Source organism: Corynebacterium sp. HMSC074H12, assembly GCF_001813755.1.
GTDB classification, from domain to species: Bacteria; Actinomycetota; Actinomycetes; order Mycobacteriales; family Mycobacteriaceae; genus Corynebacterium; species Corynebacterium hiratae.
Window position 1 is genome coordinate 1 of sequence record NZ_KV813882.1, and the last position, 14790, is coordinate 14790.

General features: G+C 59.6%; 14 protein-coding genes and 5 tRNA genes. 5 read left to right on the forward strand and 14 right to left on the reverse strand.

Going from position 1 to position 14790, the window contains the following annotated elements:
* Nucleotides 1-271 precede the first annotated feature (271 nt).
* Entirely contained in the window at nucleotides 272-1540 is a 1269-nt protein-coding gene (gene murA, locus HMPREF2932_RS01725; RefSeq protein ID WP_046649321.1) for a UDP-N-acetylglucosamine 1-carboxyvinyltransferase, read from the reverse strand.
* 21 nt (nucleotides 1541-1561) lie between these two features.
* Nucleotides 1562-2401, reverse strand: a complete 840-nt coding sequence (gene ramA / locus HMPREF2932_RS01730) for an acetate metabolism transcriptional regulator RamA (protein ID WP_046649294.1) — start codon at nucleotides 2399-2401, stop codon at nucleotides 1562-1564.
* Between the two features lie 253 nt (nucleotides 2402-2654).
* Here ramA and cysK point away from each other — a divergent pair, with 253 nt between their 5' ends.
* Together cysK and epsC are read left to right on the forward strand one after the other, a co-directional pair.
* Nucleotides 2655-3593 (forward strand): cysteine synthase A, encoded by a 939-nt coding sequence (gene cysK, locus HMPREF2932_RS01735; RefSeq protein WP_175973585.1) that lies wholly within the window; start codon nucleotides 2655-2657, stop codon nucleotides 3591-3593.
* Between the two features lie 114 nt (nucleotides 3594-3707).
* Nucleotides 3708-4271, forward strand: a complete 564-nt coding sequence (epsC, locus tag HMPREF2932_RS01740; protein WP_141745899.1) for a serine O-acetyltransferase EpsC — start codon at nucleotides 3708-3710, stop codon at nucleotides 4269-4271.
* Between the two features lie 18 nt (nucleotides 4272-4289).
* On the opposite strand, the gene HMPREF2932_RS01745 is transcribed toward epsC, so the two are convergent.
* The 5 genes from HMPREF2932_RS01745 to HMPREF2932_RS01765 all read right to left on the reverse strand — a co-directional run bounded on the left by HMPREF2932_RS01745 (nucleotide 4290) and on the right by HMPREF2932_RS01765 (nucleotide 5269).
* The gene (locus HMPREF2932_RS01745; protein ID WP_046649296.1) at nucleotides 4290-4583 is read right to left on the reverse strand and encodes a GNAT family N-acetyltransferase; all 294 of its coding nucleotides are present in this window, start codon (nucleotides 4581-4583) and stop codon (nucleotides 4290-4292) included.
* A 98-nt stretch (nucleotides 4584-4681) separates the two neighbouring features.
* Nucleotides 4682-4754: transfer RNA gene (locus HMPREF2932_RS01750), tRNA-Phe, on the reverse strand.
* A 20-nt stretch (nucleotides 4755-4774) separates the two neighbouring features.
* Nucleotides 4775-4848: transfer RNA gene (locus HMPREF2932_RS01755), tRNA-Asp, on the reverse strand.
* Nucleotides 4849-5082: 234 nt separating this feature from the next.
* Nucleotides 5083-5159, reverse strand: a tRNA-Asp gene (locus tag HMPREF2932_RS01760).
* A gap of 34 nt (nucleotides 5160-5193) precedes the next feature.
* A tRNA-Glu gene (locus HMPREF2932_RS01765) sits at nucleotides 5194-5269 on the reverse strand.
* 83 nt (nucleotides 5270-5352) lie between these two features.
* Here HMPREF2932_RS01765 and HMPREF2932_RS01770 point away from each other — a divergent pair.
* The gene (locus tag HMPREF2932_RS01770; protein WP_046649297.1) at nucleotides 5353-5685 is read left to right on the forward strand and encodes a metal-sensitive transcriptional regulator; all 333 of its coding nucleotides are present in this window, start codon (nucleotides 5353-5355) and stop codon (nucleotides 5683-5685) included.
* A 67-nt stretch (nucleotides 5686-5752) separates the two neighbouring features.
* On the opposite strand, the gene HMPREF2932_RS01775 is transcribed toward HMPREF2932_RS01770, so the two are convergent.
* Nucleotides 5753-5825 (reverse strand) — tRNA-Lys (locus tag HMPREF2932_RS01775).
* Nucleotides 5826-5915: 90 nt separating this feature from the next.
* Nucleotides 5916-7418 carry an acetyl-CoA hydrolase/transferase family protein gene (locus HMPREF2932_RS01780; RefSeq protein WP_070680178.1) on the reverse strand — a complete coding sequence of 501 codons (1503 nt, stop codon included), beginning with the start codon at nucleotides 7416-7418 and terminating at the stop codon, nucleotides 5916-5918.
* Nucleotides 7419-7594: 176 nt separating this feature from the next.
* Between HMPREF2932_RS01780 and dusB the strand changes: the two genes are divergently transcribed.
* Entirely contained in the window at nucleotides 7595-8740 is a 1146-nt protein-coding gene (gene dusB / locus HMPREF2932_RS01785; RefSeq protein ID WP_071409467.1) for a tRNA dihydrouridine synthase DusB, read from the forward strand.
* Between the two features lie 68 nt (nucleotides 8741-8808).
* The gene (phoU, locus tag HMPREF2932_RS01790; RefSeq protein WP_049157153.1) at nucleotides 8809-9537 is read left to right on the forward strand and encodes a phosphate signaling complex protein PhoU; all 729 of its coding nucleotides are present in this window, start codon (nucleotides 8809-8811) and stop codon (nucleotides 9535-9537) included.
* A 116-nt stretch (nucleotides 9538-9653) separates the two neighbouring features.
* Here the strand turns inward: phoU and pstB are convergent, their stop codons facing one another.
* The 5 genes from pstB to mshD all read right to left on the reverse strand — a co-directional run bounded on the left by pstB (nucleotide 9654) and on the right by mshD (nucleotide 14788).
* Complete coding sequence (gene pstB, locus HMPREF2932_RS01795; protein ID WP_046649300.1) at nucleotides 9654-10427, reverse strand: phosphate ABC transporter ATP-binding protein PstB; 774 nt, start codon at nucleotides 10425-10427, stop codon at nucleotides 9654-9656.
* A gap of 40 nt (nucleotides 10428-10467) precedes the next feature.
* The gene (gene pstA / locus HMPREF2932_RS01800; protein WP_070511015.1) at nucleotides 10468-11385 is read right to left on the reverse strand and encodes a phosphate ABC transporter permease PstA; all 918 of its coding nucleotides are present in this window, start codon (nucleotides 11383-11385) and stop codon (nucleotides 10468-10470) included.
* A gap of 13 nt (nucleotides 11386-11398) precedes the next feature.
* On the reverse strand, nucleotides 11399-12448 hold the full coding sequence (pstC, locus tag HMPREF2932_RS01805; RefSeq protein ID WP_071409468.1) for a phosphate ABC transporter permease subunit PstC: 1050 nt from the start codon (nucleotides 12446-12448) through the stop codon (nucleotides 11399-11401).
* 142 nt (nucleotides 12449-12590) lie between these two features.
* Nucleotides 12591-13700: a phosphate ABC transporter substrate-binding protein PstS gene (gene pstS / locus HMPREF2932_RS01810; RefSeq protein ID WP_071409469.1), complete on the reverse strand. Its 1110-nt coding sequence runs from the start codon at nucleotides 13698-13700 to the stop codon at nucleotides 12591-12593.
* Between the two features lie 173 nt (nucleotides 13701-13873).
* Nucleotides 13874-14788 (reverse strand): mycothiol synthase, encoded by a 915-nt coding sequence (gene mshD, locus HMPREF2932_RS01815; protein ID WP_070511021.1) that lies wholly within the window; start codon nucleotides 14786-14788, stop codon nucleotides 13874-13876.
* Between the last annotated feature and the right edge of the window lie 2 nt (nucleotides 14789-14790).

The following is a 14790-nucleotide window of genomic DNA, read 5'->3' on the forward strand; positions in this document are numbered from 1 at the left end:
ACACTATTGAGTTCTCAAACATCATCCGCACACCACAACAAAAGTTAACCAAACGTTAACCCTCTTGCGGCGGCCCGAACAACCTTACCCAACAAGCTCAACCAAAGTCAAACCCGCCGAACAAACATTGCCCGAACATCTACCACCAGTTAACTTCCCGGCTACCTCGCGGCGACCTCGATAAATATACGCACACCCCCAACAAACAACAAATCCCCAGGTAGTTCACCGAAACGGTGTGTTACATGGGGACGTCGCCAAGCACTGCTGCCTAGTAGAGCTCTTCCTCCTGAGTGCGCTCGATGGTCGCCCCCAGCGTTTGCAGGTTCTCTACAAAGTTGGGATATCCGCGATCGATGTGGAAAACATCGTGGACGGTAGTCGTCTCATCTGCACAGAGCGCAGAGAGCACCAAACCGGCGCCCGCGCGAATGTCGGAGCTCCAGACATGCGTTGAAGACAACCGCTCCTGGCCGCGGATGACAACATGGTGGCCATCCACCTGAGCGTCGGCGCCGAGGCGCAACATCTCATCGACGAATCGGAAACGGGACTCGAACACGTTCTCCGTAATTATGGAAGTACCTTCCGCAACCGCGGACAGTCCAATAGCGATGGGCTGAAGATCCGTTGGAAAGCCTGGGTAAGGCAGCGTTTGGTAGTCCACGGCGGTGGGGCGCCCATCCATACGCACGCGGAAGCCGTTGACATAGTCCTCAATATCGGCACCGGCCGACTTGAGCTTTTCCAAAGGCAGGTGCAGGTGCTTGGGAGCGATGCCGCCCACCGTAATATCTCCGCGCGTCATGACTGCGGCATAGGCCCACGTCCCGGCCACGATGCGGTCACCGATGACCTCGTGTTCCGTCGGCTGAAGCTTGTCCACACCGCGAATCGTGATGGTGGACGTACCTTCACCAGTGATGTCAGCACCCATTTCCTTAAGCATCAGGCACAGATCGACGATTTCCGGTTCGCGGGCGGCGTTGTGGAGCTGAGTTTCGCCGTCGGCAAGCACGGCAGCGGTAAGAATATTCTCTGTGGCGCCCACAGAGGGGAAATCGAGCTTGATGCTTGCGCCGTGCAGGTGGTCAACCTCCGCTACGACGGCACCGTGCTCAATACGCGTGCTCGCACCCATTTTTTCGAGTCCGGACTGGTGCATGTCCAAGGGGCGGGAGCCAATGGCATCTCCACCCGGCAAAGCCACCTTGGCGTGACCGCACCGCGCCGTCAGCGGACCTAGCACGCACACGGACGCGCGGAACTGCCGCACGGCGTCGAAGTCCGCGTTGGAGTGCAGCTCGGCCGGAGTGGTGATGCGCACTGTGTGGCCATCGATCTCCACTGAGCACCCGAGACCTTCGAGGACCTTGCGCATCAGGGGAACATCAAGAATTTCAGGACAGTTGGTCAGCGTGGTCGTGCCCTCCGCCAACAGTGCCGCAGCCATCAGCTTCAGCACACTGTTTTTGGCACCGTCCACCTTGACGGTGCCCTGCAGGCGCGCCCCACCGGAGACAATAAATTGGTCTTTCACGCCCACCCAACTTACCTACAATCAGGGCAGCGCGCCGATACGACGGGCCGCATTGACCGCTTCATAGCGGGTGTGGGCACCCAGTTTGCGCATGACAGAACGCAGATAAGACTTCACCGTTTCGGCTCCGATGCCCATTTCCTCTGCCGCCTCAACGTTGGTGTGCCCCAACGCCACGCAAGACAAAACATCGAGCTCGCGCGCAGACAACTTGGTGGTCTGCTTCACGCGCACCGGGGAGACCATCTGGTCGCAGAGGGCTTCCAATTCCTTGCGGAGGTCCTCATCGTTGACGCGGTTAGCCAGCATCCGCAGCTTGGAGTGCGTCGAGCGCACCTGCTCCCATTCGGCGCCGTTCATCACGTGCCCGCGAGCGGCGCCGCCCTTGCCCCCATCGGCGCGGCGCAGTGCGGAATTAACCGCTAAATCCTGCTCGAGGCAGCGGGCGGTCATGGTGACCTCCTCGATGACCTTGTCACCCAAGCGGACCGGCGAATGAACACCAACATAAAGAACGCCGCGGATCTCACGCTGCACAGTCACCGGCACCGCCACGATGGAGTGCAGTCCCTCATCCTGGATGTAACGGTCGTTCTCGTGGCTGATCGTCGTGGCGCGGGTGTAATCGGATACACCTACAGCGCGGCGAGTGCTGACAACGCGCCCGCCGACGCCCACATTCGCGTCAATCACCAAGTTCTGCAAGGCCGGGGTGCGCAGACCTACCCAGTGGGTAATCTGCAAACGATTATCCGGCAGCAAGGTTCCGTACATCGTAACGGGAATTCCCGTTGCGGTCTTCAGCGACGATAGCGCTGCGCGTACGGCTTCGTCATCATCCTTGAGTCGGTGCGGCTCCATGAGGCTCTCTCTTACTCGGGGGTAACCAGCAGGTGCACCCACATTCCCCGCCTGAAACGGGGGTAGGTGAACACTATTTGCGAAGTATAACCGTCCGACGGGGGTAATTCTAAATCGCACCGCGCCCTACTCCGTCACCCCAAATCCCACATACCATGCCCGAATGCTCTGTTCAGAATTTATATACTACTTTGTCTAGTAGCGGGGTGTAAGGTGTCTGCTGTACATCGGAAGTTATTTACAAGGAGTCCACATCGTGGCTGTATACGACAACATTCTAGAAACCATCGGCGGAACCCCGCTGGTCCGCCTCAACCGTTTGACCGAGGGCCTCGGCGCCGAGGTGCTCGTGAAGGTTGAGTCCTTCAACCCCGCAAATTCCGTCAAGGACCGCATCGCCAAGGCGATTGTCGACACCGCCGTAGAAGCCGGCGAGCTGAAGCCGGGCGGCACCATCGTTGAAGCCACCTCCGGCAACACCGGTATTGGCTTGGCGCTTGTCGGCGCAGCCCAGGGTTACAAGGTCATCCTGACCATGCCGGAGACCATGTCTAACGAGCGCAAGGTGCTGCTGCGCGCTTATGGCGCTGAGATCGTGTTGACCCCGGGCGCTGCCGGAATGAAGGGTGCCGTAGAGAAGGCCAACGAAATTATTGCCGAAACCCCCAACGCGATCCTGGCTTCCCAGTTCGCTAATGAAGCAAACCCGAAGATCCACGAGGCAACCACCGGCCCCGAGATCTGGGAGGACGCCGAGGGCAAGGTTGATGCTTTCGTAGCCGGCGTCGGCACCGGCGGCACCGTCACCGGCGTTGGTCGCTACCTGCGCTCCCAGAACCCGGATACCTACTTGGTAGCTGTAGAGCCCTCCGACTCCCCCGTCCTGTCCGAGGGCAAGGCAGGCCCGCACAAGATCCAGGGCATCGGCGCTAACTTCGTCCCGGAGGTTCTGGACCGCGAGATCCTCAACGAGGTTCTCACCGCCACCACCGAGGAATCTGTCTCCACTGCCCGCAAGCTGGCCACCGAGGAGGGCCTGCTCGTCGGCATTTCCTCCGGTGCCAACGTCTCCGCTGCTCTCAAGCTGGCTGCACGCGAAGAGTTCAAGGGCAAGACCATCGTGGTTGTCGCCCCGGACTTTGGTGAGCGTTATGTCTCCACCATCCTCTTCGAGGACATCCGCGAGGCTTAGAGTTCCCAGCGTGGCTTTCCGCGGGGCGTCGCAAAGCGCACTGCGGTGAGCACCCCGAATAAAAGCGCCCTCTGTGCTAGGGGGCGCTTTTTCTTTCTAGATAGGATGGTTTGCATGCACATCTTGAAGATGATTCGTGAAGACCTCGCCAACGCGCGCGAGCATGATCCGGCCGCGCGCGGCGACGTCGAGAACGCCGTGGTCTACTCCGGCCTCCACGCTATTTGGGCGCACCGCATTGCCCACCGCATGTGGAAGCGTGGCTGGCGCGGGCCGGCACGCATCTTGGCCCAGGTGAACCGCTTCTTCACCGGAATTGAGATCCACCCCGGCGCCACAATTGGTCGGCGCTTCTTCATTGACCACGGAATGGGAATCGTCATTGGTGAGACTGCCGAGATCGGCGATGGCGTTATGCTTTACCACGGTGTCACGCTCGGCGGCCAAGTTCTCACGCAGACAAAGCGCCACCCAACGATTGGGGATAATGTGACTATCGGCGCCGGCGCCAAGGTGCTGGGCCCCATCACTATCGGTGAGGGCTCCGCGGTAGGCGCTAACGCCGTGGTGACGAAAGATGTGCCCGCGTATCACACCGCTACGGGTATTCCCGCTAAGAACCGTCCTCGCAAGAAGGACGAACGCATCAAGCTGGTGGACCCGGACTACTACATCTAAGGGCGGCCGACTCCGTATTTAGAGGCTGCCCTCGCGGGCGGTCAACCGCTGGTACTCGGGGTTCTTCTCGATGAACCGCGCCACGGCGCTGCACGTTGGGATGACTTGGCGGCCTGCCGTCGAGTCATCATCCAACGCCGCCTTAATCAGAGGTTTGGACAGGCCTTGGCCTTGAAAAGACTCAAAAATTTCCGTGTGCGTAAATTCGCGCGTGGTGGCGGAGTCACTGTATTCAGCGAAGCCTGCTTCCTCGCCATCGACGGTGATGACGAAGCGGGATCGATCGGTTTGGTGCGCAACTGAAGTAGTCATGGTGCCCCATTAAACCAAAAAGCAGCAGACCACTAGAGCAACTCCGGGGGAACAAGGAAACAAAAGAGCCCCCTCCAGTACTGGAGGGGGCTTTCTTGTGGCCAGAGCCAGGATCGAACTGGCGACCCCACACTTTTCAGGCGTGTGCTCTACCGACTGAGCTATCTGGCCAGAAGCCACAAGGACTTCGGCGACCCTGACGGGACTTGAACCCGCGACCTCCGCCGTGACAGGGCGGCGCGCTAACCAACTGCGCCACAGGGCCATTTTCAATTATCTCTTGTGCGCTGGGCACGAATAAGTACTCTACACAAAGCTTGAGAAACACACCAAATCAGCATGTCATATACGGTTTTTAAGAGTAAAGAAGTACCGTCCACGCGACTGCCGCACAGCACCTAGACCTATCGGTCCCGACCCCGCCTTGAGTGGGCTATGACAAGCAAAACAATTCAAGCCTCGAAGCGTGTTTCTACAAACACCGCTCCGAGGCTTGGTATGGCGACCCTGACGGGACTTGAACCCGCGACCTCCGCCGTGACAGGGCGGCGCGCTAACCAACTGCGCCACAGGGCCATACATATTGACTTATGTACCAACACGTTAGTGTTGGTACCCCCAACGGGATTCGAACCCGTGCCGCCGCCGTGAAAGGGCGGTGTCCTAGGCCGCTAGACGATGGGGGCCCGTTGCCTTGAGGCAACTTTGTAAAAATATACTGGAGACATCCCTACTTAACCAAATCGCCCCGGCAGAAAGGCGGAAAACCATGGCTGACCAGCGCGATACTTGCTCCTGCCACGAGCCCGGCGTTCACGGCTACAACTCCGATAGCGAGCAAAAGGCAAAATACTTAGCGCGTCTCAAGCGCATCGAGGGCCAAACCAGAGGCATCCACCGCATGATTGCGGAAGACCAATATTGCATCGACATCATCACGCAGATCTCCGCGGTCACCTCAGCGCTCGAGAACGTCTCCCTAGCGCTGCTAGAAGACCACATAGAGCACTGCGTGGCAGGAGCCGCCGCCGAGGACGGGCAAGTAGCCACAGAGAAGCTAGAGGAGGCCATGCGGGCCATCCGGAAGCTCGTGAAGAGCTAGAGGAGCAAAGCCTGCTGAGTGGGCCACCCTACAACGCAAAAGAGCCGCCCGAAGGCGGCTCTTTCTGTGGGCCCTGCGGGGCTCGAACCCGCGACCTGCGGATTAAAAGTCCGTAGCTCTACCAACTGAGCTAAAGGCCCAACGCCCATCCATCTTAGTAGGTGACACTAAGGAAAAGGAAATGGCCCTCACCTCCAGCGGTAAGGGCCACGACCGAGCGGCATGAGCGATTAACCGCGCATGTCACCCTTCTCCATGAAGTTCACCTGGAAGTCAAAGGCGGTCTTCAGATCGTGCGGGGTGTGCTGGAACTTATTAGCCTTGGCACGCTCGTAGTATTCCTCAAGCAGCGGGCGGTAGTCCGGGTGCGCCACGGCGATAACCTTCTCCACGCGCTCCTTCGGAGCGAGACCACGCAGGTCCGCCACACCGTACTCGGTGATGATGACCATGGTGTCGTGCTCGGTGTGGTCGGTGTGGGACACAAACGGCACGATGGCGGAGATTGCGCCATCCTTGGCCACCGACGGGGAGACGAAGGTGGAGATGTAAGCGTTACGGGTGAAGTCACCGGAGCCGCCGGTACCGTTCATGATGCGGGAACCGGAAACGTTGGTGGAGTTGATGTTGCCGTAAATGTCGCCCTCAATCATGCCGTTGGAGGAAATCAGGCCAACGCGGCGAATAACCTCCGGGTGGTTGGACACCTGCTGCGGGCGCAGGATGATGTGCTTGGCGTAGCGCTCAGCCTCAGCGTTCATCTTGTCCGCGTACTCCGGGGACAGAGCGAAGGAGGTAGCAGAGGCGACGGTCATCTTGCCGGCGTCGATCAGATCCAGCATGCCGTCCTGGATAACCTCGGTGTACGCCTGAATGTTTTCAAACTTGGAGTCCAGCAGGCCGGCCATCACAGCGTTCGGGACGTTACCCACACCGGACTGCATGATGAACTTGTCATACTCAAGGCGGCCGGCAGCGACCTCGCCCTCAAGGAACTCGATGAAGTTCGCAGCAATCTTCTCGGAGACCTCATCCGGAGCCTTGAACGGTGCGTTGCGGTCCGGAGCGTCGGTCTTGACCACTGCCACGACCTTTTCTTCCGGGATCTCAATGTAGGTGGTTCCAACGCGGTCGGCCGGCTTGGTGATCGGAATGGGCTGACGGTTCGGCAGCTTCTCAATCCGGTAGATATCGTGCATGCCCTCAAGGTTGAGGGACTGCCACTCGTTCACCTCGATGATGATCTTGTCGGCGGCCTCAATGTATTCGAGGTTGTTGCCCACGGCCGAGGACGGAATGATGTTTCCGTTCTCGTCGATACGCACGGCCTCAATAATGGCTACCTGGAAGTCACCGTAGAAGCCCTCCTCGACCTGCTGACCGGAGTGCGAAAGGTGGATGTCCTGGTACAGCGCGGAGCCGTCGTTGAAGCGGCCACGCAGAACTGGGTCGGAGTTGTACGGGGAGCGGAAGCGAATGGCGTTAGCCTCAGCCAGCACGCCGTCGCAGTCCGGGGCAGTCGAAGCGCCAGAGAAGACGTCAATCTTGAACTCTTCACCCGCCTCGTGCGCTGCCTTTGCCTTTTCCGCGATGGCGGTAGGCAGGGCCTTGGGGTAGCCAGCACCAGTAAAGCCGGAGATTCCCACACGGTCACCGTGATTGACGAACTTAGCTGCCTCGTCAGCGCTCATAACGAGCTTTTCAAACGGCGCGTATGCAATTCTCTCAGACATGAGTCCTCCTTTTATGTGCAGAAAAGACCTAGGTTACGGTCCTTTCCTATTAGTTACATGCACCACACTAGCGAATCGGTGGCGAATTTACCGCACTCTGCCCCAAACCGTGTGCACCCCTCACTTTTTTCATCAGAATTTGCCACCCTAGGCTTGTTCCGCGCACAATTGGCGGCGTGACTCTTGCTATCGGAAAAATCCAGCTCAACTCCCCCGTTGTCCTCGCCCCTATGGCGGGCGTGACCAACGTGGCCTTTCGCGTGCTGTGCCGCGAGCAAGAGATAGCGAAGACCGGAACCGTCTCCGGCCTCTACGTGTGTGAAATGGTCACCGCACGCGCCCTCGTTGAGCGCAACCCAAAGACCTTGCACATGACCACGTTTGACCCACAAGAACAGCCGCGCTCACTGCAGCTGTACACCGTCGATCCGGAGTACACGTACAAGGCGGCCAAAATGATCGTGGACGAGAACCTCGCAGACCACATCGACATGAACTTCGGCTGCCCGGTTCCCAAGGTCACGCGCCGCGGCGGTGGTTCTGCCCTGCCCTATAAGCGCCGTTTGTTTGGCAACATCATTGCTGCGGCTGTCAAAGCGACGGAGGGCACGGACATTCCAGTCACCGTCAAGATGCGCGTCGGCATCGATGACGAGCACAAAACGCACCTCGACGCCGGCCGGATCGCCGTTGCTGAGGGTGCCGCAGCCGTCGCTCTACACGGTCGCACGGCGGCACAACGCTACTCCGGCCACGCCGACTGGGGTGAGATTGCCCGCTTGAAGGAACACTTGGCGGACACCGGCATCCCGGTCTTGGGTAACGGCGATATCTTCAAGGCAACCGATGCGCACGACATGATGGAGCAAACGGGATGTGACGGCGTCGTCGTAGGCCGTGGCTGTTTGGGACGCCCGTGGCTCTTCGCGGAGCTCTCCGCCCACCTGCGGGGTGAGCCGGTGCCGCCGGAGCCCACGCTAGGCGAAGTCACGCGCATCATGATCCGCCATGCGGAGCTTCTGGCCCAGCATGAGGGCGAGGCTCAAGCCAGCCGCGATATTCGCAAGCACATTGGCTGGTACCTGCGTGGTTTTCCCGTGGGCGGACAGGTACGTGCGGGGCTTTCTCGCGTCAATTCCTTGGAGGATCTGCGCGAGCTATTGGCGCCGTGGGCCGACTCGCCCGCGCTTGCCGACGACGCCGATGGTGCCCGCGGCCGCCAGGGCTCACCCGCCAAGGTAGTCCTTCCCGAGGGTTGGCTCGATGATCCGGAGGATGCCACTGTGCCGGAAGGCGCGGAGATCATGCACTCCGGAGGCTAAGAGCAGAACCTGCCTTGATCGTGTTGCCCGACAGGCACTAGACCAATAGTTGGGCTAAAGTACGTGGCATGCGCGCTGCTTACCGTGAACAGTTGGATAACTTTGCCCATGATCTGATCATCATGAGCACGACCGTCCACAGGTTGATGACTCTTGCCTCCCAGGCATTAATCGAGGCTTCCCTGCAACCAGCTGAGGAGGCCGTGTCGCTGCGCGATGAACTGGATGAGGTCCGCACGCGCTGTGAAGACCGTGCGGTGTCCCTTCTGGCCTTGGAGAACCCCATGGCCAAGGACCTACGCCAAGTGATCTCCTCCATCTATATTGTGGAAGATTTCTACCGCATGGGCCGCCTATCCCAGCACATTGCAACGAGCGCGCGTCGCCGCCACCCAGAGCCGGTTGTACCGGCAGAAATCATGGGCTATTTCGAGGAGTACACCCGCCTCGTCCTCGACATGTCTGCAGGGCTCAAAGACATCCTCATCACCCGCGATCCGGAGCTCGCGCTGCGCCTGACCGAAGATGACGATGCCGTGGATGACATCAACCATCACCTGCTGCGCATGCTGACCCAGCGGGAGTGGAAGGGAACGGTGCGCCAAGCCGTGGAGACTTCGCAGCTGTCACGCTACTACGAGCGATTCGCAGATCATTGTGCCGCCGCTGCCGGGCGCATCATCTACCTGGCCACGGGCTTGGACCCGGATCGCTATATGCGCAAGCGCGACCAGGAGCAGCGCGACGCCGAGATGGAAGCCCGCATGGCGGAGCTCGAGCGCCAATTCCGCAACTAGGCAGGCGTGTGGGCGTGGGTGATCCACCCGGCTCGATCCGAAGCACAAGAAAGCCGGCGCCTCTCCTAGACCTTAAACAGGTGAGAGAGGGCGCCGGCTTTGGGCACTAGTGGCATTTAGCCGAAGCGGCCAGAGATGTAATCCTCGGTGTCCTTCTTGGACGGGTTTTCGAAGATCTTGGTGGTGTCATCGAACTCGACGAGGTGGCCCGGCTTGCCGGTGGCCTCTAGAGAGAAGAAACCAGTCTTATCGGACACGCGGGCTGCCTGCTGCATGTTGTGGGTCACGATAACGATGGTGAAGTTTTCCTTCAGCTCGTGGATGAGGTCCTCAACAGCCAGGGTGGAAATCGGGTCCAGCGCCGAGCACGGCTCATCCATGAGGAGAACCTCCGGCTCCACGGCAATCGCACGGGCGATGCACAGGCGCTGCTGCTGACCACCCGACAAGCCGCCGCCCGGCTTATCCAGACGGTCCTTCACCTCGTCCCAGAGGTTAGCGCCGCGCAGGGACTTCTCGGCGACTTCCTTGAGCTTCTTCTTGTTCTTCTCACCGGACAGCTTCAGGCCGGCGACAACGTTGTCCTCGATGGACATGGTCGGGAACGGGTTGGCCTTCTGGAATACCATGCCGATGGTGTTGCGGACAGACACCGGGTCAACCTTGGAGCCGTAGATGTTCTGTCCATCCAAGAGGATCTCACCCTTGACGTAGGCGCCGGGGATGACCTCGTGCATACGGTTGAGGGTGCGCAGAACGGTGGACTTACCGCAGCCGGAGGGGCCGATGAAGGCGGTGACGGCCTTCGCCGGAATTTGCATGTTGACATTCTGTACGGCGTGGAAGTCACCGTAGTAGATGTTCACGTCGTTGAGCTCAAGCTTGGACATGAGTAGTGCTCCTATGGGGGTAGGTAGAAAGTGAAGACGGTTACTTCTTGACGGAGAATTTCGCCGAAACGATGCGCGCGCCAATGTTGAGAATCGCGATGAGGACAACCAACGTGAGGGCCGCGCCCCACAGCTTGTCCAGAACAGCCGGATCAGCACCGGACTTGTACATATCCAGCATCATCAGTGGCAGCGAGGACTGCGCGCCCTTGAGGGCATCCCAGTTGATGGAGGACGTAGAGCCCACCAACACCAGCACCGGCGCGGACTCACCCATGATGCGGGCCACGGCGAGCATGATGCCGGTGACGATGCCGGAGAGAGCGGTCGGCAGAACGATGCGGGCGATGGTCTTCCACTTCGGTACACCGAGGGCATAGGAAGCCTCACGCAGGTCCATGGGGACCACACGGAGCATCTCCTCCGTATTGCGGACCACAATCGGAATCATCAGGAGTACCAAGGACAGTGCCACAGCCATACCGGAGCGCTTGAAGCCGAACAGCGTAATCCACATGGCGAAGATGAACAGTGCGGCCACGATGGAGGGCACACCGGACAGAATGTCCACCATGAAGGTGGTGAGGCGGCTCAGGGGGCCACCGCGGGAGTACTCCACAAGGTAAATCGCGGTAAAGATACCAATCGGAACCGAAATAACGGTCGCGATGATGGTCTGAACGAACGTACCGATGATGGCGTGCAGTGCACCACCGCCGGCTTCAGTATCCAGGATGCCGCGCTGGGATTCGGTCCACCACTCGGGGCTCAGGACAGCACCGGAACCGCGAACGATGAGCTCGAAGAGGACCCACAGCAGCGGGATCATGGCGATGATCATCGTCGCCCACACGAGAACGGTGGCGATGTTGTTGGTGGTCTTGCGGCTCGAGGAAATATCCAGGAAGGTCGGGCCGGAAGAAGCCGGGACAGAGTTAGAGGTTGTAGTCGTAGTCATCTCTGTTCCCTCCTTACTTGCTCTTCACGATGGAACGGGCAATTGCGTTGACCACGAAGGTCAGAAGGAACAGCATGAGGCCTGCAGCGATGTAGGCGCCGGCACGCATCTCATTACCGAACTCTGCGGCCGCCAAGGCAATGGCGGTGGCGAAGGTGGTACCGCCATCGAACAGCGAGAAGCGGAAGTCGACCAACGGGGAGACAACCATGTACAGCGCCATGGTCTCACCCAGCGCGCGACCCAGGCCCAGCATCGAGCCGGCAATATAGCCGGACATACCGAAGGGAAGGACCGTCATACGAATAACTTCCCAGCGGGTGGCGCCGAGTGCCAAGGCAGACTCGATCTGGCCCGGAGGGGTCTGCACGAAGACCTCGCGGGCGGTGGCGGCGATGATCGGCAGGATCATCACTGCCAGAACGATGCCACCGGTGAGGACGTTGCGGCCCGTCGCAAAGTGCGGGGAGTTGTCGTAGACCTTGAACAGGAAGAAGCCACCTGCCCAGGAGTGCAGCCACGTGTAGAAGCCGGACAATGCGGGGCCGAGAACCTGCCAGCCCCACAGGCCGTACACGATGGACGGCACGGCAGCGAGCATGTCGACGAGGAAGCCCAGCGGCTTCACCAGCTTGGCCGGTGCGTAGTTGGACAAGAAGATAGCAATACCGAGTGCCACCGGCATCGCGATGATGAGTGCCACGATGGAAATCAGCACGGTATGGCCGAACATGGTCGGAATACCGAACTTCATTGCGTCGGTATCATTGGTTTCCCAACGCTCGCCGTAGGTGAAGAAACCTACGATGCCGCCCTCATTGACGGCAAGCGAGGGAACCGCTTGCCACACAAGGAAGACTGCGATGGCAGCGATCATCACCGTGATCAGCGTGGCGGACGCAGTGGACAGGAATTCAAAGACACGATCGCCCGGGCGCTTGACGCCCGTCTTAACGGCTGGGGTAGGGGCAGCATCAGCGGTGGATGCATGCACGCTAGGACGAATCGCCGAAACGGCATCCTCCCTCGCGGATGACGCTGTGGTGAGATTATTGTCTGCCATGAGACTAGGGAATCCTTTTCAACGGGATCAATAAAAAATGCGGGACACGCTACCGCCCCCAAAGCGCTCGTTAACGGCGGATTGGGGGCGGAAGTGTGTATTTAAACGGCAACTACGGCACTAAGGCCCGCAGTTAACGCGCTTACTGGATAGCGTCGACAGCTGCCTTCAGGCGCTCGAGGTGGTCACCAGCAACCGGGATGAAGCCTGCGTTCTCCAGCTCGTCATTCTGGTTGTCCAGAACGGTGTTGAAGAATGCCTTCACCAGAGCGGAGGTTTCCTCATCGTAGCCAGCAGAGCAGACGATGTTGTAAGTGGTCAGGATGAGCGGGTAGGCGCCCTCGTCGTTGGAAGCAAAGAGCTTGTCGGAGTCAACAACCATGTTGTGCTCGGAGCCGGTGTCCTTGAAAGCAAGGTGGTCCAGAGCAACACCGACGGACTCAGCGTTGAGCTCAACCGGGCCGTTGCCGAAGTCAATCTTGGCAATCTTGACGCCATCGGCTTCCTTCTGGTGAGCGTAGCCAGCTTCAACGTAGGTGATAGCACCCTCGATGGAAGCGACCTGGTCAGCCACACCGGAGGAACCGTTAGCGCCCTCACCAACAGCATCCGGGAACTGCTTGCCCTCGCTGTCCCAGTTGCCGGTAGCGGCGGTCAGGAACTTCTGGAAGTTGTCGGAGGTACCGGACTCATCAGAGCGGAAGATAACGGTGATGTTCTTGTCCGGCAGGTCGGTGCCCTCGTTCTCAGCCTTGATGGCGTCATCATTCCACTTGGTGATCTCGCCCTTGAAAATCTTAGCCAGGGTGTCGGTGGAGAGGTTGACCTCGGTGTCACCCAGGTTGTAGGCGATAGCAACCGGGCCGATGGTGGTCGGCAGGTGCCATGCATCGTTGCCATCGCAACGCTCCTTAGCAGCCTCAACCTCACCCTTGTCCTCCTTCAGGGCGGAGTCGGAACCAGCGAAGTCAACGGTGCCACCGTTGAAAGCCTTCACACCAGCGCCGGAACCGGAGGAGGTGTAGGAGAAGTTAGCATCCGGATGCTCGTTCAGGAAGGCCTTCTCGAAGACAGACATTGCGGACTTCTGGGAGGAAGCGCCCTCACCAGAGAGGTCACCGGAGACCTCTACGGAGTCGGAGCCGCCATCGGCGGAATCAGACTCGTTGGACTCGGAGCAGGCAACGAGAGCGGTGGAGGTGGCGGCGACGATGCCGAAGATAGCGGCAGTGCGCTTGAAGTTGCGAATCACGGGGAACCTTTCCGGTACGGATACAAGAGAATGATTTTTCGAGGAAATCGCCCCCAACCCTCTCCAAAGGCAAGCGCGATTAACTCACGGGAAGTAAAGCTATATGCGGAGGGTTAACCCCACAGGGATCAAGAGGTGAACAATCGGTTAACTTGTACCAAAAGGCGGTGAGACTAGTCACTTTTCGCCCAGACGCAGTGCTCCTCCGCAGTACCAAAGCCGAGCTTCTCATAGGCCTTTACTGCCGGCTCATTGTCCGCCTCGACGTACAAGATGACCTTGTCCGCTCCTTTAGCGACCATGCGCTGCAAGCCAGCGGTGAGCAACGGGCCGCCGAGCCCGCGCCCGCGATAGTCCTCGCTCAGCCCCACAACATAGACCTCACCGAAGGCTGGGATGTCCTCCTCATGCCATTTCAGCCAGTGAAAGCCGGCCATGGTTGGGGCACTGTGCTCACCACCGTGCGAATCCCACAGGAAGAGCACGTCGGCCGGATCGAACCATTCGGCTTCCATCCCGCGGTGTAAACGCTCCAGGTCCCACCCACCTTGCTCTGGGTGCCAGGAAAAAGCCTCGTTGTTGGCTCGTAACCACTCCGCCTCGACGTACTCGCGCCCGAAACGCTCGACCGACTCCGTGTACGTGCAGATCTCTAGGCCTTCGACCTTTGCGGACGCTTCCTCCGCCGCGCGTAGGTCCCGTCCCTCAATCGCCATGACGAGCAGGCGCCTGACGACGTCCATCCCATTGCGCTTCGCCAGCGCCTGGGCGGCCGGGAGGTTGCCATGAGCCCAGATCTGGGGGGAGGTTGGGAGGGCGTCGACAAGCGCCTGCCCCACCCCGCGCCCGCGGTGTTCGACGTCGACGACGAGCTCTACCGTCTGCCCTTCGACGGCAGCCACACCTGTTATCTCACCGTCTTCAAGTGCGAGCAGGTGGCGGTGCCCAAGGCGACCATCTCGCAGGCCGACCACAAACTGCTCGGAGAACGGCGCATAACCATCGTGCGTTTCGGCGCGTGTGGCCAGCTCCTCCACGCGCTGTGCCAAATCCGGATTCTGCGGCAGGGTAAGGGTCCCAATATTCATGT

Bases quoted from the DNA above. Each gene is read 5' to 3' on its own strand.
- phoU (WP_049157153.1), top strand. From the start codon at position 8,809: ATGCGCGCTGCTTACCGTGAACAGTTGGATAACTTTGCCCATGATCTG.
- HMPREF2932_RS01770 (WP_046649297.1), top strand. From the start codon at position 5,353: ATGGCTGACCAGCGCGATACTTGCTCCTGCCACGAGCCCGGCGTTCAC.
- mshD (WP_070511021.1), bottom strand. From the start codon at position 14,788: ATGAATATTGGGACCCTTACCCTGCCGCAGAATCCGGATTTGGCACAG.
- pstB (WP_046649300.1), bottom strand. From the start codon at position 10,427: ATGTCCAAGCTTGAGCTCAACGACGTGAACATCTACTACGGTGACTTC.
- HMPREF2932_RS01745 (WP_046649296.1), bottom strand. From the start codon at position 4,583: ATGACTACTTCAGTTGCGCACCAAACCGATCGATCCCGCTTCGTCATC.
- ramA (WP_046649294.1), bottom strand. From the start codon at position 2,401: ATGGAGCCGCACCGACTCAAGGATGATGACGAAGCCGTACGCGCAGCG.
- epsC (WP_141745899.1), top strand. From the start codon at position 3,708: ATGCACATCTTGAAGATGATTCGTGAAGACCTCGCCAACGCGCGCGAG.
- pstC (WP_071409468.1), bottom strand. From the start codon at position 12,448: ATGGCAGACAATAATCTCACCACAGCGTCATCCGCGAGGGAGGATGCC.
- pstA (WP_070511015.1), bottom strand. From the start codon at position 11,385: ATGACTACGACTACAACCTCTAACTCTGTCCCGGCTTCTTCCGGCCCG.
- HMPREF2932_RS01780 (WP_070680178.1), bottom strand. From the start codon at position 7,418: ATGTCTGAGAGAATTGCATACGCGCCGTTTGAAAAGCTCGTTATGAGC.